The organism is Bacillus sp. UNC41MFS5 (genome assembly GCF_000686805.1).
Genome location: NZ_KK366018.1, coordinates 119077 through 140265, shown reverse-complemented (window position 1 = coordinate 140265; position 21189 = coordinate 119077). Strand labels below are relative to the sequence as shown.

17 protein-coding genes and 1 other annotated feature are annotated in these 21189 nt (G+C 39.2%); of the genes, 2 read left to right on the top strand and 15 right to left on the bottom strand.

Annotated features, from left to right (window positions below):
• The first annotated feature begins 684 nt into the window (after positions 1-684).
• Positions 685-990, top strand: a complete 306-nt coding sequence (locus BR30_RS0124195) for a hypothetical protein (protein ID WP_026567256.1) — start codon at positions 685-687, stop codon at positions 988-990.
• 33 nt (positions 991-1023) lie between these two features.
• On the opposite strand, the gene BR30_RS37485 is transcribed toward BR30_RS0124195, so the two are convergent.
• From BR30_RS37485 to pruA, 8 genes are all read right to left on the bottom strand, one after another.
• Positions 1024-1242, bottom strand: coding sequence for a hypothetical protein (locus tag BR30_RS37485; protein WP_026567255.1), 219 nt, complete (start codon positions 1240-1242; stop codon positions 1024-1026).
• Between the two features lie 145 nt (positions 1243-1387).
• The gene (locus BR30_RS0124185) at positions 1388-2107 is read right to left on the bottom strand and encodes a YebC/PmpR family DNA-binding transcriptional regulator (protein ID WP_026567254.1); all 720 of its coding nucleotides are present in this window, start codon (positions 2105-2107) and stop codon (positions 1388-1390) included.
• 260 nt (positions 2108-2367) lie between these two features.
• Positions 2368-3633, bottom strand: a complete 1266-nt coding sequence (gene ilvA / locus BR30_RS0124180) for a threonine ammonia-lyase IlvA (protein WP_026567253.1) — start codon at positions 3631-3633, stop codon at positions 2368-2370.
• Positions 3634-3723: 90 nt separating this feature from the next.
• Positions 3724-3968: a binding site (T-box leader), on the bottom strand.
• 123 nt (positions 3969-4091) lie between these two features.
• A complete protein-coding gene (locus BR30_RS0124175; protein WP_026567252.1) occupies positions 4092-5690 on the bottom strand; it encodes an amidohydrolase in 1599 nt (532 codons plus the stop codon).
• A gap of 118 nt (positions 5691-5808) precedes the next feature.
• Positions 5809-6063, bottom strand: a complete 255-nt coding sequence (locus BR30_RS0124170; RefSeq protein ID WP_026567251.1) for a biotin/lipoyl attachment domain-containing protein — start codon at positions 6061-6063, stop codon at positions 5809-5811.
• Positions 6064-6156: 93 nt separating this feature from the next.
• Positions 6157-7422 (bottom strand): Glu/Leu/Phe/Val family dehydrogenase, encoded by a 1266-nt coding sequence (locus BR30_RS0124165; protein ID WP_155928851.1) that lies wholly within the window; start codon positions 7420-7422, stop codon positions 6157-6159.
• A 77-nt stretch (positions 7423-7499) separates the two neighbouring features.
• Positions 7500-8705: an ornithine--oxo-acid transaminase gene (locus BR30_RS0124160; RefSeq protein ID WP_026567249.1), complete on the bottom strand. Its 1206-nt coding sequence runs from the start codon at positions 8703-8705 to the stop codon at positions 7500-7502.
• 71 nt (positions 8706-8776) lie between these two features.
• Positions 8777-10321, bottom strand: a complete 1545-nt coding sequence (gene pruA / locus BR30_RS0124155) for an L-glutamate gamma-semialdehyde dehydrogenase (protein WP_026567248.1) — start codon at positions 10319-10321, stop codon at positions 8777-8779.
• Positions 10322-10627: 306 nt separating this feature from the next.
• On the opposite strand from pruA, the gene BR30_RS0124150 reads away from it, so the two are divergent.
• Positions 10628-11140, top strand: a complete 513-nt coding sequence (locus BR30_RS0124150) for a gamma carbonic anhydrase family protein (RefSeq protein WP_026567247.1) — start codon at positions 10628-10630, stop codon at positions 11138-11140.
• A 65-nt stretch (positions 11141-11205) separates the two neighbouring features.
• Here the strand turns inward: BR30_RS0124150 and BR30_RS0124145 are convergent, their stop codons facing one another.
• The 7 genes from BR30_RS0124145 to nasC form a co-directional block, all read right to left on the bottom strand.
• Positions 11206-12534 carry an MDR family MFS transporter gene (locus BR30_RS0124145; protein WP_026567246.1) on the bottom strand — a complete coding sequence of 443 codons (1329 nt, stop codon included), beginning with the start codon at positions 12532-12534 and terminating at the stop codon, positions 11206-11208.
• Between the two features lie 28 nt (positions 12535-12562).
• Entirely contained in the window at positions 12563-13819 is a 1257-nt protein-coding gene (locus tag BR30_RS0124140) for an MFS transporter (RefSeq protein WP_231507799.1), read from the bottom strand.
• Between the two features lie 78 nt (positions 13820-13897).
• A complete protein-coding gene (locus tag BR30_RS0124135; RefSeq protein ID WP_026567244.1) occupies positions 13898-15139 on the bottom strand; it encodes an ATP-binding protein in 1242 nt (413 codons plus the stop codon).
• A 227-nt stretch (positions 15140-15366) separates the two neighbouring features.
• A complete protein-coding gene (gene cobA, locus BR30_RS0124130) occupies positions 15367-16143 on the bottom strand; it encodes a uroporphyrinogen-III C-methyltransferase (RefSeq protein ID WP_026567243.1) in 777 nt (258 codons plus the stop codon).
• Positions 16144-16168: 25 nt separating this feature from the next.
• Positions 16169-16492 carry a nitrite reductase small subunit NirD gene (gene nirD / locus BR30_RS0124125; protein WP_026567242.1) on the bottom strand — a complete coding sequence of 108 codons (324 nt, stop codon included), beginning with the start codon at positions 16490-16492 and terminating at the stop codon, positions 16169-16171.
• 29 nt (positions 16493-16521) lie between these two features.
• Complete coding sequence (nirB, locus tag BR30_RS0124120) at positions 16522-18936, bottom strand: nitrite reductase large subunit NirB (protein ID WP_026567241.1); 2415 nt, start codon at positions 18934-18936, stop codon at positions 16522-16524.
• 93 nt (positions 18937-19029) lie between these two features.
• A complete protein-coding gene (gene nasC, locus BR30_RS0124115; RefSeq protein ID WP_026567240.1) occupies positions 19030-21177 on the bottom strand; it encodes an assimilatory nitrate reductase catalytic subunit NasC in 2148 nt (715 codons plus the stop codon).
• Positions 21178-21189: the final 12 nt, after the last annotated feature.

Genomic DNA, 21189 nt, shown 5'->3' with positions numbered 1-21189 from the left:
ATGTGACATCTTCATATTGTATTTGATCTTTAGATCTTGATAATTTACAGGTCTGCTTTAATGTTTATTCACCTAAGTCAACATTGTGATACACTTGTTGAATGTCTTCTTAGTCAGGGTAAGGAATGTTGATATACAGATAATTTTTAACTTACTTTTAGTATGAAATTATTTACATTTATAATAGTTTACAATATGGGTTTTTACAATAGCTAAAATTATGTATATCCTAATATATATATTCTTCATTTGTTTTTTTTGTCATATTATTTTTCACCAGTAATGTATTTACTTTTCAATACCTCTTTATCAATTTTTCAATGTCTAATTCCCCGACATATGTTACACTTCCCAAACCTTCAATGTGTTTAGATATAGATATTAATATTAAAGCCCCTCTCGATTGAGAAGGGTTTTATTTATCTGGTGTATGTATCCAATAAAAATTATTGAAAATACCAATGGCTTGCATAAATTCTTTGTCTTTTTCCTCAATTCCCATTTTTGATCCACCTCTCTTCCTCATATTCATTTAATGAAGTTCTTGTTTTATAGGAAGTCATCACTCCTTAATATTGTTGAGTTGTTGTTAATTCCATGTTAAGAAACATGTCATGGTATTCTTTATACTTCCTCTATCGAATAAGATTAAATGTAAATCCACTTTCTTAGGAGGTTAGTTAAATGGCAAATTTAAAAGATAAATTTACAATTGAAGACATGAAGGAATTAGATTATAGGATTAATCAGATCTTCTATCAAGTAACACATACTAATACAACGACAACTGTTGGTGTAACTGAGCTTCAATTACTTGGTGTTATTGACCATTTATGCAGAGTGTCAGGAATGCTCAGTGACATGATTGAACAACAGTTAGAAGGACATATTGAAACCTATGATCCTCATAGTTATATCGATAGAAAATTAAGTTCTGCTGAATTAGGAATAAAAAACTTCTTAAAGGTTAAGAAAATTGATTTAGATTAATTTCCGGGAAGCCTTTTAAGGCTTCTTTTTGAATTACCTTCCAGACTCAATCAGAGTTGTTATACCTTGATTTAATCCTAAATAATAGAAATACACGCTGAAGTAAATTTCGCTATCCAGATTAATTCCTAATGACTTTGAAAACGTTTTAAATGCTTTGTTGTTATTTTTATATCCTTTTATGGTTCGAGGGCTATAATTTTTTATATCCAAATCGTATAGAAATTCTTTATAAATATCATCTAAATCCATACAAAAAAACCCACCCTTGTTATGAATTTTTCATACAAAAGTGAGTTTAAAGTTTATCACAACATTTTACAGCTTTTTTTGTAAGTATATCACCATTCATAAATTCTAGTTGTTCAAAAAACCCTTTACAGGTCTGTTTTAATGTTTATTCACCTAAGTCAACATTGTGATACACTTGTTGAACGTCTTCTAGTTCTTCTAATACATCAATCATTTTCTCGAATTTTGCTTGTGCGTCTTCAGGAAGTGTCACATCATTTTGTGGAAGCATGGTTAATTCCGCCACGGTAAATTCTGAAACCCCTGCATTTTTAAATGCTTCTTGAACAGCATGGAACTGTTCTGGATCAGCGTAAACAATCACAGAATCCTCTTCTTCAATAATGTCACGGACGTCAACATCAGCTTCCATTAATAATTCAAGAACATCTTCCTCGTTTTTGCCTTCAACACCGATAACCGCTGTTGCATCAAACATATAGGCCACAGAGCCGCTTACGCCCATGTTCCCGCCGTTTTTACCAAATGCAGCACGTACATCTGATGCGGTACGGTTTACGTTATTTGTTAGAGCATCAACGATTACCATTGATCCATTTGGTCCGAATCCTTCATAACGAAGTTCGGAATAGCTTTCCTCTGATCCGCCTTTTGCTTTTTCAATTGCACGGTCAATAATGTGTCTTGGTACATTATATGTTTTTGCGCGCTCGAGTACGAATTTTAAAGCCTGATTGGATTCAGGATTAGGTTCGCCTCGTCTTGCTGCTACATAAATTTCAACTCCAAATTTAGCGTAAATACGGCTTGTATTTGCATCTTTTGAAGCTTTCTTTTCTTTGATATTATTCCACTTACGTCCCATTTCTGAACACTCTCTTTCTACTTCTGAATCTACACAAAATTAGTATAATGGACTATGCTGTATCCATAGCAAAGTTCAAAATAATAATTAGGAGTTCATAATTTATTGATGTTTCTATCATTGACAAATAATATTATACCTTAATTGCATCATTTGTTAAGAGTCTATTAAGCAAAATCGTGTAAGAAGTTGATTTTAGTCCCATTTAAACGACAAAAAGAGGTCGAACCCTCACGTTCGACCTTTACAAATGATAGGAACTATACCAACATTTGAAACAGAGTACTATCCTTATTTACTTCACGATATAAAAATCCTTTTGCTTTGATGCGTTCAATCAATGGCGAATAATCTCCTTTATCCTTCAACTCAATTCCCACTAATGCTGGGCCCGTTTCGCGATTATTCTTTTTCGTATATTCAAAATGGCTAATATCGTCGTTTGGACCAAGAACATCAAGTAAAAACTCACGTAATGCACCTGGACGTTGTGGGAAATTGACAATAAAATAATGCTGCAATCCTTCATAGATTTTTGAACGCTCTTTAATTTCCTGCATCCGGCCAATATCATTGTTTCCGCCACTGACGATGCAGACCACCGTCTTGCCTTTAATTTCTTCAGCATACATATCTAAGGCTGCCACTGAAAGTGCTCCAGTCGGTTCCACAACGATGGCATTTTCATTGTATAAGGATAATAGTGTTGTACAGACCTTGCCTTCAGGAACGACAAGGATATCGTCAATAATTTCCTTACAAATATTATAGGTTAAGGTACCTACTGTCTTTACCGCTGCCCCGTCCACGAATGGATCAATTTCCTTTAATGAGGTCACTTCCCCTTTTAAAAAGGATTCCTTCATGCCTGGGGCTCCTTGTGGCTCCACCCCAATTAATAGAGTTTGTGGAGAATAGTGTCTTAAGTACGTACCGACACCTGACATTAGCCCTCCACCGCCAATTGCACCAAAAAGGTAATCAATTTTCTCCGGGCAATCATTGAGTAATTCAACGGCCACCGTCCCTTGTCCGGCAATCACGTCAGGATCATCAAAAGGATGGATAAAGGTCCGATTTTCTTCTTGACTACATTCCATTGCTTTTTCATAGGCGTCGTCAAAGGTATCTCCAACTAAAACAATCTCAACATCTTCCTTGCCCCAAAATTTCACTTGGTTCACCTTTTGCTTTGGTGTGGTGCTTGGCATAAAGATTTTCCCATGAATATTTAAGAGATGACAAGAATAAGCAACCCCCTGTGCATGGTTACCTGCACTTGCACAGATAATTCCATTCTTTAACTCATCCTGATTGAGTTTTTTAATCCGATTATATGCCCCGCGGATTTTAAAGGAACGAACGCTTTGTAAATCCTCACGTTTTAAGTAGACATGGCATCCATATCGTTCTGATAACAAGTGATTGTATTGCAGGGGAGTTGGTGCAATTTCATCCTTAATGTTATGGCTGGCAATAATAATATCCTCTACATTAAACACTTTCTTATCAACTTGTTGACTCATCTTCCTTTTCCCTCCTAATTTTTTGCATCCATAAAGTAAAATTAATAAGTTCAACTACTATTTTTAAACACAAAAAACTCGTCCCCATTGTATAGGGACGAGTGAACTCGCGATACCACCCTACTTCCGCAGCAACCAACACTGCAGCTCTCGATCAACGTACCATCCTGGTACGAGTTCCATTGTAACGGCGGACATTCCGGTCTAGCTTACTCCATCGTTTCAGCTACACATCTCCGAGATGATCTTCGAATACGTCCTGACATCGACTTTCAGCAACTGTCGACTCTCTGTGGAACAAGGGCTTACTCTACTCTTCTCATCATTGATTCTTCTTCAATTTTTTATAAGGTTACCACTGAAAAAATAACCTGTCAATATTTTTTGACTATTTTAATTATTTTGTTAATTATAAAGCGCTTACATCTGTTCAAAACACTTTTAACACCGTTATTACCTTATTTTTTATATTTGATTTCGCCATCGATAATCGTCATAACAATCTCAGTGTTAAGTAATTCGTCGGGATAATCCATCGTAAATAGATTGTTTGAATAAACCGTGAAATCGGCGAACTTCCCTCTAGAAATGGATCCCTTATGATTCTCTTCGTTTGTGGCGTATGCGCCTCCAACCGTGAATAATTTAACGGCTTCTAGCATGGAGAGTTTCTCTTTCGCATTCCAGCCACTATGAGCATCCCCAGGTGCTTTACGGGTTACTGCTGCATGAATTCCAAGCAATGGGTCAACAGGTTCAATTGGTGCATCAGAACCGCCGGCACACAATACGCCAGAACTGAGTAACGTTTTCCATGCATATAAATATGACTCCCGCTTTTCTCCCACTCTTTCTTGCACCCATGGATAGTCCCCAACCACAAATCTAGGTTGAATATCAGCAATTCGGCTTGGGTCCGCTAAGCGCTGAATTAAATCCTTACGAACAAGGGACGTGTGGATGATTCGATCCCGGTATTTCACTTTTGGGAATTGATCAAGTATATTTAGAACATTTTCTAAGGCCTTGTCGCCAATCGTATGGACAGCCAGCGGCATCGAGTGTGCTCGGATCTCTTGTACCACTTGATAAAGGGTTTCTTGGTCATACATAGCATCACCGAACTGGTTAGGTTCATCGTGGTACGGCTCTGACAGCAACGCGGTTCTCCTTCCAAAAGCCCCATCAGCAAAAATTTTGATTGCGCCGATTTGTAATTTGTCATTTCCGAAACCAGCAAACATTCCTCTTTCTTTCAATTCAGGAAGATAGGGATAATCAATGAGCAGGTTACAGCGTAAACCTTGGCCTTCATGGTTAAGTAATTCGTCATACATTTTATAGGTTGAATCGAGACCGCTTAAATATGCAGGATCGTTAGTATGTACACTTGTTAATCCCTTTTTGACCGCAAATTGCATCGCTTGCTGTATACCAGCTTTTAACTCTTGATAGGTTCGCTCTGGTATGTACTTTGTAATCAGTCGAGAAGCGGACTCGAGCAGTAGTCCTGTCGGCTTTTTGGTCATCGGATCTACAACAACCGTTCCACCTGTTGGGACCTTATTCATCGGATGATATTGACTCATTTCCAGAGCCTTGCTATTCACCAAAAACGCATGGTGACAGATCCGCTTTAGATAAACGGGACAGTGTGGGGCCACGTGGTCTAATTCTTCTATAGTTGGAATTTGGCCTTCCGTAAAGAGATTTTCATCCCATCCCATTCCAACCAGCCACTGACCGGGTGCGACTGTGTTGGCCTTGTTTCTAAGTTTACCAAGCATTTCACTTTTGGATTTAACTCCGGTTAGATCCAAATCCAGAAAGTTGAACGCGACACCTGAAAGATGCAGATGGCTATCGATTAATCCAGGGGTAGCCATTTTTCCTTGTAAATCAACGATGTTTGCTCCCATTCTGCCCCATTGTAAGATCATTTCCTGATGAGAGCCGGTATCTACAATTCTACCATTCTCCACAACCACTGCTTCTACTATCGCCTGTCCAGCATCAAACGTGTAAATAACTCCATTTGTAAAAATTGTTTTTGTCATTTGAAACCTCCATTCAAAAATAACTTTTCTTCTATTATAATCAGTAAGCCGACATCACAAACAGAAAAAACTCTTTTCGAATGAACGAAAAGAGTTTTATAAAAGCATTTCAGGTTCTTTAATCAGATCCTGTAATTAACAAATCATCTTGGATGGTCGCAAGTACAGTTTGAGAATTTACTTCTTGCCCCTTCTTGACAGCTAATGAGGTGATATACCCGCTTATCCCAATTGAAATCTCTTCAATTTTACCGTTCTGGGTTTTAATTAAAAACAGTTTTTCCCACTCATAGACATGGTCGTTTTCCTCGGTTAAAACAGTTTCCACAGTACCCGAACATGGACTGAATATATCTTCTTCCGTAACTGACAAATTCCTTCACTCCTTTTTAGTTTCTTACAGCCGTTGAATAGTTAGAGATTTTTCCGTCCAAACGTTTTGGGAGAGTTCAGCTTATGATTTCTTTTATACCCAGCCTCTGAAACGAGAGGCCTCGGCTACTTTCCTAATTCCAACCATATATGCTGCTAAACGCATGTCAACCTGATGTGATTTAGCGGTTTGATAGATATTTTCAAAAGAATCAACCATTACTTTTTTAAGCTTTTCATCTACTTCTTCTTCGGTCCAATAATAGCCTTGATTATTTTGCACCCATTCAAAATAAGAGACCGTTACTCCGCCCGCGCTTGCAAGAATGTCTGGAACAAGGATAACACCACGTTCAGTAAGAATTCTTGTTGCTTCAATTGTTGTTGGTCCATTGGCTGCTTCGACAACAATAGGTGCTTTAATATTGGCCGCATTTTTGGCGGTGATTTGGTTTGAAATGGCTGCCGGAACAAGAATATCACAATCTAATTCTAGTAGTTCTTGGTTGGTGATGGTATTTTTAAATAGTTTAGAGAAGGTACCGAAGCTATCCCTTCGATCCAGTAAGTAATTAATATCCAATCCATTTGGATCGTAAATACCACCATATACATCGGAAACGGCAACTACCTTCGCCCCAGAATCATGCATAAACTTTGCCAAGTAACTTCCGGCATTTCCAAAGCCTTGAATGACAACTCGCGCTCCTTGAAGTTCCTTACCAATTTTCTTCAATGCTTCTTCAATACAAATCGTTACACCGCGGGCAGTGGCTGTTTCACGACCTTGCGATCCGCCAAGGACGATTGGTTTTCCAGTAATAAAACCTGGTGAATCGAATTCACGTAAACGGCTGTATTCATCCATCATCCATGCCATGATTTGTGAATTTGTATAAACATCTGGTGCAGGAATATCTTTGGACGGCCCAACGATTTGGCTGATTGCCCGAACATAGCCTCGGCTTAAACTCTCTAGCTCTCTGAATGACATGTTGCGCGGATCACAGATGATCCCGCCTTTCCCGCCACCATATGGAAGATTGGTAATTCCACACTTTAGGCTCATCCAAATGGACAATGCTTTTACTTCTTCTTCATCCACTTCCGGATGGAAACGGACGCCGCCCTTAGTTGGACCAACTGCATCATTATGCTGAGAACGATAGCCTGTAAATATTTTGACAGAACCATCATCCATTTTTACTGGTATGCGGACAGTTAATAATCTGATTGGTTCTTTTAATAATTCATACATTTCATTGTTATAGCCTAATTTAGTTAATGCCTGTTGGATGATCGTTTGTGTTGAATTAAATAGATTTAAGGATTCTTGTTCTTCTTGTTGTTGTTTTTCCATTTCAGTAACCATTGGTTTCACTGACATGCCTGACACCCCGTCGTATAGTAGATTATTAGATTTTATATTTTAAAAAATTAACTTAATACTGTTTTGATTTTTTCAAAGGCCCAATCGATTTCTTCCGTTGTAATGGTAAGTGGTGGTGCGAAACGAATCACTGTGTCATGGGTTTCTTTACATAATAAACCTGCTTCTTTTAATTGCTCACAATATGGTCTTGCAACTTCTGTAAGTTCAACTCCGATAAATAACCCTTTGCCTCTTACCGATTTAATTTTTGGATTGGTAATGGACTGTAATTTTTCAAAGAAGTATTTGCCTATTTCTAGCGAGCGGTCCGCTAGTTTTTCTTCCTCAATCACTTCTAAAGCAGCAAGTGACACCGCGCATGCTAATGGATTTCCTCCAAATGTTGACCCGTGGGAACCTGGATTGAATACGCCTAATACATCGGAATTAGCTACGACACAGGAAATTGGGAATACACCGCCGCCTAGTGCTTTACCTAGAATCAACATGTCAGGGTTCACATCTTCCCAATCGCAGGCAAACATTTTCCCGGTACGTGCTAAGCCCACTTGAATTTCATCAGCAATGAACAAGACATTGTTTTCCTTACATAAATCTGATGCCGCTTTCAAAAAGCCTTCTGGTGGTAAGATTATCCCAGCTTCACCTTGAATTGGCTCGATTAAAAATGCAGCTGTGTTTTGTGTGATGGCGGCTTTCAATGCTTCAAGATCACCATAAGGAATTAAATTGATTCCTGGAAGCATTGGTCCAAAGCCGCGCTTATATTCCGGGTCTGATGATAAAGAAACTGCTCCCATCGTACGGCCATGGAAATTTCCTACACAGGCAATTATTTCTGCTTGGTTTTCAGCGATTCCTTTTACATCATAACCCCAGCGGCGGGCTGCTTTAAGTGCTGTTTCAACCGCTTCTGCACCAGTATTCATTGGGAGGGCCATGTTTTTATTAGTTAATTGACAAATTTTTTCGTACCATGGTCCAAGTTGATCATTATGAAAAGCACGAGAAGTTAGAGTGACCTTATCTGCTTGGTCTTTTAATGCTTGAATGATTTTTGGGTGACGATGTCCTTGGTTAACGGCTGAATAGGCACTTAACATGTCCATGTAACGGTTTCCTTCTGGACTTTCCACCCAAACCCCCTCCGCCTTCGCAATAACAATTGGCAGTGGATGATAGTTATTGGCACCGAATTTATGTGTTTGTTCAATAATTTGATTCGTTTTCGTAGTTTCTGAGACTGTCATTATTGTTCCTCCTCTAATTTCCTCGGGTAGGTTGAGTTCCCGAACCCACCCGAGGGATCTATGATGTAGTTTTATAGTGTTTCAGATGTTGTTTTCGCTTGCATATGAAGCAGTAAATATTCTGGACCGCCCGCTTTCGAATCTGTTCCAGACATATTGAAACCGCCAAACGGTTGATAGCCAACAATTGCACCGGTACAAGTACGGTTAAAATATAGATTTCCGACATGGAATTCTTCACGTGCGCGTTCAATATGTTCGCGATTCTTCGAAATCAATGCGCCTGTTAAACCATAGTCAGTATTATTAGCAATGGTCATCATATGGTCAAAGTCACGGGCTTTACTGATACCAAGAACTGGTCCGAAAATTTCTTCCTGCATGAGGCGTGCATTTTCATCTAAATCAGCGAAGATTGTCGGCTGAATGAAGTACCCTTTAGAATCATCGCCTTCGCCGCCCGTCATAAGTCGGCCTTCTTGCTTGCCTACTTCCATATAATTCATGATTTTTTTGAACGATTTGCCATCAATAACAGGTCCCATATAAGTATTTGCCTCTTCAGGATTTCCAAGCGTAAGTGTTCTTGTTAATGCCACAACTTTCTCAAGCACGACATCATACACATCCTGATGAATCACTGCACGGGAACCTGCCGAACATTTTTGGCCTGAAAAACCGAAAGCGGAATAGACAATGCTTGAAGCAGCTAAATCTAAATCTGCATCGTTATCAACAACCACCGTGTCCTTACCGCCCATTTCAGCAATGACACGCTTGATCCATTTTTGTCCAGGATGAACCTTTGCGGCTCGTTCATTAATACGGCAGCCTACTTCACGTGAACCTGTAAAGGATACAAAGCGTGTTTTTGGATGATCAACAAGGTAGTCACCAATTTGCGCGCCACTACCTGGCACAAAGTTTAAAACTCCTTTTGGAAGACCTGCTTCCTCCATCAACTCAACGAATTTTGCTGCAACTACTGGTGTTGAGTTTGCTGGCTTAAGAAGAACAGTATTACCCGAAACAATAGCTGCAATGGTTGTTCCTGCCATAATCGCTAATGGGAAGTTGAAAGGTGAAATTATAATCCCTACACCTAGTGGTATATAGTGATACTGGTTAAATTCCCCATTTCGGCTATTTACCGGTGAACCTTCTTTCAATTTAAGCATTTGACGGCCGTAATACTCGATAAAGTCGATTGCTTCGGCTGTATCTGCATCTGCTTCTTTCCATGGCTTTCCGGCTTCTTTCACTAGATAAGCTGAAAACTCATGTTTCCTGCGGCGCAAAATGGCGGCTGCTTTGAATAAAATGTTGGCACGATGTTCTGGTCTCCACTTTTTCCACGTTTCAAATGTGGTTATTGCGGCATGCATCGCCTTTTCCGCTAATTCTTGGTCCGCCATTGACACTCGACCAATGATCTCCTCTTTATTTGCTGGATTAATAGATATAATTTTTTCCTCAGTTGTATTCTGTTCTCCACCGATGACTACTGGATAATCCTTGCCAAGCTGTGTATGTACAAAGGCGAGTGCCTCTTGGAAGGCTTGTTTATTTTTTTCATCTTCGAAGTTTGTAAATGGTTCATGTGAATATGTTTTCAATGGTTGTTCCCCCTTGTCTTTTGCTACATTAAATTAATATGCAAGTTCTGTGCCAACTTGTATTTTGCATAAATAAAGGGTTTTCATTGCATTTGGTGCAAATTAATTTTGCGCAAAATAAATAATTAATTAATATATGCAAAATATTTTTGCGTTTTAAACATTCTAACATTAGAAAAGATGCAAATAATTCATTTTTAACGAAAATAGAATCGAATTGATGATAAAAACCCTACTTGGACATTTTTTCATGGTATATTTAGATTAATAGAAAGATAATTCTGATAGTTAAAAGGAGAGATTGATTTGATTATCCCTTACAAAGGTATTTCCCCTGCTGTACATGACTCTGTATTTGTAGCACCTGGTGCCTATTTAATTGGTGATGTAAGAATTGGAAAAGATTCATCCGTTTGGTTTAATGCGGTACTACGTGGAGATGATGGCCCCATCATAATCGGTGAACGATGCAGCATTCAGGATAATTCAACGATTCATTTGTTCGAAGGATTCCCCGTCGAAATTGCGGATGATGTGACAATTGGACATAACGTTATTTTACATGGCTGTAAGGTTGGGAATCGATGCATTATTGGAATGGGTTCGACGCTTTTAGATAATGTAGAGATTGGTGAGGATTGTATTATTGGCGCCAATACACTGCTCGCTGGTGGTATTAAAATTCCACCTCGTTCGCTAGTGTTGGGTTCTCCCGGTAAAGTGGTCAGAGAAATAACCCAAAAGGACCTAGACCTGCTGCAGATGTCAAGCGAACATTATGTCCAAAGGGGGAAAGAGTTTAAGGAGATTCTTAAATAGATTAATAGCAGCAAAAAAACAGACCTCATGAGAGATTCATGAGGTCTGTTTATCGATCATTAAGGTTAGTTACTCTGACTGGAAGAGGTTGTTTTTGCAGGGATTAAAAAACTTAATACAATATTAATTACGCTTAATATCAGTGCGTATAGAAATAAGTTCTTCATTCCAATATGGATGTTTGCAGTCTGGTTGATAATCACTCCCATGACGGTAACCCCGATAGATGTTCCAATGTTTTTCAAAAACATTTGCAATGAGGTAGACATCCCTTTGATATGGGGTTCAGCAAATTCCTGAGATGCGATCGTTCCTACGGCAAACAACAAGCCAAAAGCAACACCCTGAATCATTAAGATTATAAACAAGCTAACATAGGATATATCTGTGATGAACAAATATAATGCTAAGCCTGAAGCAGTTGTGATGAAGCTTCCAATAATAAAAAGAAGCTTATAGCCAAAGCGAAGAATCCATTTTCCTGCAGGGGTGCTTCCGAAAGTCCAGCCAACGGCAATACTTAACAGGATGAGTCCACTTTTATAAATACTCATATGACTTCCTTCTTGAAGGTATAAAGGAATAAAGTTAGATGTTCCAAAAAAGGCCAAACAATAAACTAACATAAAAAGATTCGTCATCAGGATTCCCTTGTTCTTAAACAATGAAACAGGCAAGAACGGATGGGTTTCTTTTCGTTCTACTAAAACAAAGACGATTAAACCAAAAATTCCTAGAATCATTAACCAAATAGAATTTTTTATATTAGTAGATAACAATAATAGAGTAATCGAAATCCCAAATAAGAAGAAACCTTTATAATCAATATGTGTCTTCTTAAATTCCATGTGTTCTTTATAGGGTAGCAAACAGAGCACGCTGGCTATACATATGGGAATATTAATAAAGAATATCCATCTCCATGTTAATGCTTCAACAAAGAAAGATCCTAGTATTGGTCCAACAATAGATGAAATGGCCCAAATACTGCTAAAAACCGCTTGAATTTTTCCGCGTCGTTCAATCGTAAATAAATCTCCTACGATGATCATGGAAAGTGGAATCATCCCACCTGCACCTAAACCTTGAATTCCCCTAAATATTATCAACGTGACCATGGAATTAGCCATCCCACACAGGATGGAACCTAGTGTAAATAATCCTACGGAAAACATTAACAGATTTTTCCGGCCATACATATCCGATAATTTACCGTAAAGCGGCACTGTAACCGTACTAGCTAACATATAAACAACAAATATCCAAGCAAATAACTCCATACCGCCAAGTTGTTTGACAATGGTCGGACTGGCAGTTTGCATTATATTAGCATCTAGTGCTGAAATTAAGGTCGTGATTACTAGACCCCAAAATACATACATATTCTTTTTCATAACTTCCTCCAAAACCGATAAATAGGCATTAATTATAATTTCGTATCCCTTTATTAAACATAACTAAGACAGAAAGCAGAACGATGACTGAACTAAACAGTATAAACGTAAAGATTTCTCCCGTTCCTTCTGCCAGCCAGCCGGTTAGTAAATAACCTACAGGAAGCAAAGCAAAGGAACCCAGCATATCTAAACTCACTACCCGTCCGAATTTATCTTCAGGGACCAATTCTTGCAGACTTATTTCCCAAATTAAGCCAAATAACATCATCCCTGCCCCTTCAAGAAACATTAAGACCATTAACCAGGGAACAGACGAAACAAAGGGCATAAACAGTAAACCAAGACCACTTACCGCCACACCAATATAGGCGAGCAGACCTCGATTCTTCCATTCTTTCCTTAGTCCATACACGAGTCCGCAGACGATTGCACCTGCTCCTGATGCAGAAAGCACGAGACCAAAGACAACTGGTTCAAATTCATAATAGATATTTACGAGCCATGGAATTAAAATTCGAATAATCCCGCCTGAAAAAATATTTACTAACGAGAATGTAAGAATGGTAATCCAAAGCCAGGACTCCTGCTTCAGCACCTCTATCCCTTCAAAAAAATCTTGTTTGATTGAGGTTTTCTGGCCCAAGGAAACAGTCGCTTTTTGAAAGGTTAATGTGCGAAGGCTCAATAAAAAGAACAAGGAAATGATATATGTAACCGCATCAATCCCAAAGCCCCATGCCGCTGAAAAGGAACTGACAATCATTCCGCCAATAATGGGTCCAAAGATTCTTAAGGCTTGCACACTTACTTGGGTAATCGAATTTGCGGCATTGCGAATATCCTTGGTAAATACTTTTGCACGAACCGCCGAATAGGCGGGCTGAAAGAAGCTATCCATGGTGCCCATAATAAACATTAAAATAAACAAAAGGGGCATATTCAGTTGATCCATAAAAGCAAATACAACTAAAAGCAGCATGAGAAAAAATCGAACAAGATCCACCACAAACATAATTTTCACTTTGTTCATTTTATCAACTAGGATACCTGAAAAAGGGAGAAGAATGACAAATGGCAGCATGTAAATGGCCATAACGGTTCCCATTAGTGCGGTTGATTTTGATACTTGAAGGACAACAATCGGAAGAATTACATTTGTTATCGAACTACCCAATAAGGAAAAAATTTGCCCAAAAAGCAACGCAGTGAAATGCTTCGATTGCTTAAAAAGTTGAACAAAAGGCATTTCTCGATGTATCTGTTTTGTTTGTAACGAACTCACATTCTACCTCCTAATCTCTTATATCTATATCTATGAAGCTATTTTATCATTTTTTCCGAGAAAAAAATAAGCCATTCACTAAGAATGGCTTACTTCCATCTTCAATAAGGGCTGGGTAATCGTTGGTAAAATAATTTCAATTGTGGTTCCTTCATTTATTTTACTATAAATGTTTAGTTCCCCATTATGACTTTCGATAATTTTATAGCAGGTCATTAAGCCGAGACCAGTTCCTTTTTCCTTGGTTGTATAAAATGGCTCTCCCAGTGTAGATATCCGTTCTTGTGGAATACCGACACCTTGATCAATAATCTGAATAGATATTTTTCCCTCTTCTTTTTCTTTTACGAACACTTGGATAGATCCACCCTTAGGCATAGCTTCCATAGCGTTTTTAAGTAAATTTAAAAACACTTGCTTTAATTGATTTTCCTCGCAGCTAATCAATGGCAAATCATTATCAAATTCTACATTGATTTGAATATTATTTAATAGTGATTGGTTGTTTATTAACGTGATGACGTCTTTTAGGAGGATTTTAATATCTTGTGTCGTATAGACGGCTGCTGACGGTTTGGCAAGGACAAGAAATTCCCCAACGATTTCATTAATCCTATCCAGTTCCGATAACAAAATCTCAAAATATTCCTCTTTCTGAGTACTGGTTCTTAACAGTTGAATAAAACCTTTGATCGAGGTAAGAGGATTTCTGATTTCATGGGCAATCCCGGCTGCCATTTGACCTAACAGTGCTAATTTTTCAGACTTTTGAATGAGACGATCTGTTTCTTCGATTTTTTCAGTTATATCCTTTCCAATGGACAAGATGGCTTCTTTACCACCAAAAACGATTAATAAGGAAGATACCTCAAATAAAAAAGTGGATCCATCCAACCGCTTTGCTTTGTAATCAATGGTGTGAACAGGCTGCTTTTCCTTCTTTATTTGTTTAAATCGTTCAAGCAACCGACTTCTATATTCAGGAGCAATAAAATCCAAAATGGACTTCCCCATCAAATCTTCAAGCTTACGCGCACCAATCATGCTAAGAGCTGCTTTATTTACATATAATAATTTATGATTCCGCGTAACATAGACGGGTGCAGGTAATGAATCGATTAGCTTCTTATAGCTATCTTCACTCGCACGGGCCTTTTTTTCATAAAAACGTGCTTTGTCATATTGCCATCCCACCACCCAGGCAATTACGGTAAACAGAAAAAAGTCAATCGAGAAAAAAGGTTGATGATCGAAAATCTTTTGGAAGCTGGTAAATAGAATCGAAATCAGCACCAATATAATTTGACCGGATTTATTCATGGTTCAGCCCTCTTATTTAGGTATATTTACTTATGTAATTCGACATAATTTTACTAATTCCTCTATTAAAATCAATAAATATTATTATGGAGAGAAACAGAAAAAAAATCTACCTAAATTCAATGGAAATAATTGATTACCATCAAGAATTTTGCCCTCTTTCAAGTTTGTCAGACTTATTAGCAAAAAAAAGAGTCTATAATCTTCATTATAAACTCCAAAATCCCTTATAAAAATATCTCTTCTTTAAACTTTTCAGGAAACCACGATAATTTATTCGATAGTTTTACCACTTCCCCGATAACAATCATCGCTGGATTGGTGATTCGATTCTCTGATACTACTTCAACAATCGTCTCTAGTGTAGCGGCAACTGATCGTTGATTCCCTGTTGTCCCTTGTTCAATGACAGCAATGGGTGTAGACGAATCCTTGCCATGGAATCGCAATTGGTTACAAATATATGGGAGATGCTTGATTCCCATATAAATGGCCAGGGTATCGACACCACGGGCGAGATGATCCCAGCGAATGTTATTGGGTTGCCCATTCAAACAATGACCAGTAACCATGGCAAAGGATCGGCTCAGTTCTCGGTGAGTGACAGGTATTCCTGCGTAAGCTGGAGCAGCAATTCCAGATGTGATTCCTGGAACCACTTCGAAGTCGATTCCATTTTGAACTAATACTTCTGCTTCTTCACCACCGCGACCAAAAATAAACGGGTCGCCTCCTTTTAAACGAACGACCGTTTTACAAGCCCTGGCTTTTTCGAGTAATATCTCATGGATAGAGTCTTGGGAAACACAATGGTTCCCCGGCTCTTTTCCACAATAAATGAACTCAGTATCAGCCTTACCGTAATTTAGTAATACCGGATTGACTAACCGATCATATAAAATAACATCTGCCTGCTCAAGGCATTTCATTGCTTTTATCGTGATTAAATCAGGATCGCCAGGACCGGCTCCAACAATATATACTTTCCCCTTTTTATCGGTCATTTGAACCTGACCTCCTTTTTGTGAACTAATCGATGAGGAGAAACACTTCTTCCCCAACTATTTTCGTTTGATAGGTTTTCACACAGCCAGAATCCGGCTCTTGGACCTTGCCATTATCTAAACATATTTTCCAATCATGCATCGGACAGAAAACAAATTCGCCGCTGACCATCCCTTCGCTTAAAACCCCGCCTTTATGTGGACAGCGATTTTCAACCGCACGAATGGTCCCGTTTAATAATTTGAATACTGCTACTTCCTTATCCCCGACAAAAACGGTTTTACCTAATCTTTCTGGTAGATCCCTGACAGAACCGATCGAAACTACTTCTACGTTTTTCTTTATCATTGGACGATTTCCTCCTTTAGGTGTAAGTTTTAAGACATTACTACACTCTCAAACAATTCTTTTCTTACTTTTTCATCTTCTGTAATTGCTTTCCATGGATCTTTTATCACCGATAATGCATCATCCATCCGTTTATTTAATTCTTGACGTTTTGTCTTATCATCTAGAACGGATCGTACATGTGCTAATCCAACACGCTCAATCCAAGCAGAAGTACGTTCTAAGTAATTGGCTGTTTCACGATAATATTGAAGGTACGCACCAGTGATCTCCATCGCTTCTTCTGATGTTTTTACTTTGTATAATAGGTCTCCCCCGCGTACATGTGTACCGCCATTTCCACCGACATATAGCTCCCAGCCGCCGTCAATTCCAATAAAACCAATATCTTTAAACCCTGACTCTGCACAGCTTCTCGGACAAGCGGAAACGGCCATTTTCACCTTATGTGGTGTTTGTAGTCCCTCAAACTTCTTTTCGAGGTCGATTCCAAGTCCCATGGAATCTTGAGTTCCAAATCGGCAGAACTGTTCTCCGACACATGTTTTAACCGTACGTAAAGATTTCCCATAGGCAAATCCTGACGGCATATCCAAATCTGTCCATACATTCGGCAAGTCATCCTTTTTTACCCCAAGTAAGTCGATTCGTTGTCCACCGGTTAGTTTTACTAGCGGTATATCATATTTTTCTACCACGTCCGCAATTCGACGTAAGTCTTGTGCATTGGTTACACCGCCGTACATTCGTGGTACAACCGAATACGTTCCATCCTTTTGAATATTTGCATGCATCCGTTCATTGACAAAACGGGACTCTTTTTCATCCTGATAATCAATCGGATGGACCATCCCCAAGTAGTAATTCAGAGCTGGGCGGCATTTTGAGCAGCCTTCATCCGTACTCCAACCAAGTACATTCATTACTTCCTTGATATGGGTCAAACCTTTTATTTTAATTTCTTCAACCACTTCATCTCTTGATAGTTGTGTACAGCTGCAAATCGCTTCTTTCTGGATAGAGCCGTCAAATTCTGAACCAAGTGTATGCTGTAATACTTCCGCGACAAGCGGTTTACATCCGCCGCAAGACCGTGAAGCACTTGTACAAGCTTTGATTTCATCAACGGATGAACAACCCTTGCTCTGGATTGCCTCGATAATCGCCCCTTTGGAAACACCATTACATCCACAAATGATTTCCTCGTTACTCATGGAGGCAACTAAACTGCTGCCAAATTCCTCATTTAGTGGTTGCAATAGTGACACCTTAGTGGTGGAGGAAACATCTGCTTGTTTTTGAATCATTGAAAAGAGGCGATTTCCATCACTGCTATCACCAAACAGCACTGCGCCAACGATTTTATTGTCTTGGATCACAATTTTCTTATAAATGCTGTCATTTCCATCAAAGACCTTGATGGCTTCCTTTCCGTCGCCTTCCATAAAGTCACCAGCTGAAAACACTTCTACCCCAGAGACCTTCAACTGTGTGGATAAAACAGACCCATGATAACCTTTGGTTTCCAACCCGCAAATATGTTTCGCTAATACTCTTCCTTGTTCGTATAAAGGGGCGACTAGACCATATACGGTTCCATTGTGCTCTGCACATTCCCCTACAGAATAAACATCAGGAATACTCGTTTGCATATAGTCATTGACGACAATTCCACGATTGACAGCTACCCCGCTTACCTTGGCTAATTCGGTATTTGGCTTGATGCCAACAGCCATGACAACTAAGTCTGCTTCAAGCAACGTTCCATCGTTAAACCTTAGACCTTCTACGCGATCATCCCCAAATATTTCTTGCGTTTGTTTTTCTAATAAAAATTTCATTCCCTGTTTTTCTAATTCTCTTTGCAGCAACTTCCCTGCTTGAGGATCTAATTGGCGCTCCATCAAATATGGGGCAAGATGAATGACCGAAACATCCATTCCTAGGTTTAAAAGACCTCGTGCCGCTTCGAGTCCGAGCAAACCACCGCCAATCACGGCTGCCTTTTTATACTTTTTCGAAGTTTCAAGCATGACCTCTGTGTCCTTTATATCGCGAAAAGCTGTTACTCCTTTCTTTTCAGCTCCTGGAATCGGAAGAATAAATGGAAGAGATCCCGACGCGATAATCAATTCATCATACGGTTCCATTCTCCCTAAGTCAGTGATAACGACTTTCCGCTTTGAATCGACCTTGATCACTGTTTCACTTGTAAATAATTGAATGTTGTTGTCTCTATACCAATCCCAGTCATTAAGCGTTATGTCTTTTACATTTGTATCCCCTTGTAATACTTTTGAAAGTAGGATTCTATTGTAATTCGGATGCGGTTCGCTTCCGAATATGGTAATCTCGAATGATTCCTTTGATAGTTTTATAATCTCCTCAATTGTTTTAACTCCAGCCATGCCATTTCCAACAAGAACTAACTTTTTCTTATCCATGTCAGCTTTCCTCCCGCTTGTAAGTTTCCTAAACTATATCACAGACTTTTTTAAAACTAACTTAATGTGTAAGGTCTTCTAACATAAAACTTTTTAATTTAAGAAATCAGTAACTGGGCTCACCTTTACCGCACTGACTTTAAATCCAGGCATTTTGCAGGCAGGGTCCAATTCTTTTGAAACGAGGAGATTGATATTTTGTGAGTCTGCCCAGTGAAAAGGGACAAAAATAGTATCCTGACGGATTGTTTCCGACCATTTACTTCTAACCACAACACTTCCCCTCCGTGATTCAATTTTCACCAATGTTTGATCTTGGATCTGAAATTTTGCTGCGGATACCGGGTGGATTTCCATAAATGGTTCTATGTTTCTTGCCGCTAGTGCTGGACTTTTTCTGGTTTGGACACCTGTTAGGTAATGTGACATGACTCTTCCTGTTGTTAAATAGAGCGGAAATTCTTCACATAATTGTTCTTTCGGAATCTCAGGAATGTTCGGAACAACCACCATCGCCGCCTTTCCATCGGCGTGGGCAAAAGAGGTTTCAAACAGTCGTTTCGTCCCGCTGTGGTCTGTTTCCGGGCATGGCCATAATATTCCGCCCTCTTTTCTTAGACGCTCATATGTTATTCCAAAATAATCGGCAATCCCCCCGCGGCTTGCCATCCTTAATTCAGTAAAAATCTCTTCAGCAGATGAAAAGGAAAAATACTTTTCTTTTCCAAGCACACGGGCAAGTTCACAGATGATTTGCCAATCATGTTTCGCTTCTCCCGGACAAGGGAAGCTTGCTTCCCGTAACGTTACCCGCCCTTCTACATTTGTCATCGTCCCTTCATCTTCTAGATAGGATGAGGCTGGGAGTATTACATCTGCTAATCTAGCAGTTTCTGAAATGAACAGATCAACAGCTACAAAGAATGATAATTTTTTCATAGCCTCCTTGACGAAGTGGGCATTGGGATTGGAGACAATCGGGTTAGAACACATGAGAAACAAACCTTTGATTTCCCCTTCGTGGATTTTCTCCATCATTTCATAAGCCGACACACCTTTACGTGGTAAATCAACTGGATCAATCCCCCAAATGCCGGCAACATAATTTCGATGCTCATCATTCTCAATCGACCGATATCCAGGGAGTTGGTCGGCTTTTTGACCATGTTCTCTTGCCCCCTGTCCATTTCCCTGTCCCGTAATTGCACCATAACCACAATTCGGCTTGCCGATTTTCCCTGTGGAAACCAGAATATTTAGGAAATTGCGAACAGTCATTGACCCATTCGTGTGCTGTTCGACACCTCTCGCTGTAAAAATCATTCCGGTTTCTTCTTTACCAAACCGAACGGCTGCTTTGCGAATAAGCTGGATTGGCACCCCGGTGATTTCTTCAACTTCTTCTAAACTGAGGGATAATACATAATCACTAACCTCTTCAAATCCGTTCGCACGTTCCTGAATAAACTTTTCATCCACATAATTTTCTTCAATCATCACTTTCAATAGCCCATTTGCTAATACGGCATCCGTACCTGGTTTAGGTTTTAAATGCAAGTCTGCAATTTTCGTTGTGGCTGTTTCACGCGGATCAATAGCGATGATATAGGAGCCATTTTCTTTTGCTCTTTCAAAATAGGGCATAATTGTCGGCTGACATTCAGCGATATTCGTTCCCGCTAAAATGATACAACGGGTGGCTGGAATTTCTGCCAAGCTATTCGTGAATCCTCTGTCTAACCCAAAGGTTTGGTTCGCAGCCGAAGCAGCCGCAGACATACAAAGTCGGCCATTATAATCAATGTATTTTGTTTTTAACGCCACGCGGGCAAATTTCCCTAATAGGTAGGCCTCTTCATTTGTGATCGACGCACTACCGTACACCGCTAAGGCGTTTTGACCAGATTCTTCCTGAATCTTCATAAAGTTTTCTTTAATGTGATTTAAAGCTTCCTCCCATGACACACGGACAAATTCTCCATTGATTTTTACCAATGGATATTTTAAACGCTCTTTATGGAAAGCGTGTTGATGGGCGTTCATACCCTTTACACATAAGCGCCCTTCCGATGTTGGATTGTCTTTTCCGATGGTAATATATTTTTTTCTAGACACAATCGATTGTTCGATCAATTGCATTTTACATTGCATACTGCAGTATGGACATTGAGAGTCGTATCTTTTTTCTGATTTCACTTCTTGTTCCTTTGTACGAAAATACTTTAATAGCGCTTCTGTCAAGCTAATCACCCT

Coding starts and splice junctions, on each gene's coding strand:
- BR30_RS0124195 (WP_026567256.1), top strand. CDS start 685: ATGGCAAATTTAAAAGATAAATTTACAATTGAAGACATGAAGGAATTA.
- BR30_RS37485 (WP_026567255.1), bottom strand. CDS start 1,242: ATGGATTTAGATGATATTTATAAAGAATTTCTATACGATTTGGATATA.
- BR30_RS0124185 (WP_026567254.1), bottom strand. CDS start 2,107: ATGGGACGTAAGTGGAATAATATCAAAGAAAAGAAAGCTTCAAAAGAT.
- ilvA (WP_026567253.1), bottom strand. CDS start 3,633: ATGAGTCAACAAGTTGATAAGAAAGTGTTTAATGTAGAGGATATTATT.
- BR30_RS0124175 (WP_026567252.1), bottom strand. CDS start 5,690: ATGACAAAAACAATTTTTACAAATGGAGTTATTTACACGTTTGATGCT.
- BR30_RS0124165 (WP_155928851.1), bottom strand. CDS start 7,422: ATGGAAAAACAACAACAAGAAGAACAAGAATCCTTAAATCTATTTAAT.
- BR30_RS0124160 (WP_026567249.1), bottom strand. CDS start 8,705: ATGACAGTCTCAGAAACTACGAAAACGAATCAAATTATTGAACAAACA.
- BR30_RS0124145 (WP_026567246.1), bottom strand. CDS start 12,534: ATGAAAAAGAATATGTATGTATTTTGGGGTCTAGTAATCACGACCTTA.
- BR30_RS0124135 (WP_026567244.1), bottom strand. CDS start 15,139: ATGAATAAATCCGGTCAAATTATATTGGTGCTGATTTCGATTCTATTT.
- cobA (WP_026567243.1), bottom strand. CDS start 16,143: ATGACCGATAAAAAGGGGAAAGTATATATTGTTGGAGCCGGTCCTGGC.
- nirD (WP_026567242.1), bottom strand. CDS start 16,492: ATGATAAAGAAAAACGTAGAAGTAGTTTCGATCGGTTCTGTCAGGGAT.
- nirB (WP_026567241.1), bottom strand. CDS start 18,936: ATGGATAAGAAAAAGTTAGTTCTTGTTGGAAATGGCATGGCTGGAGTT.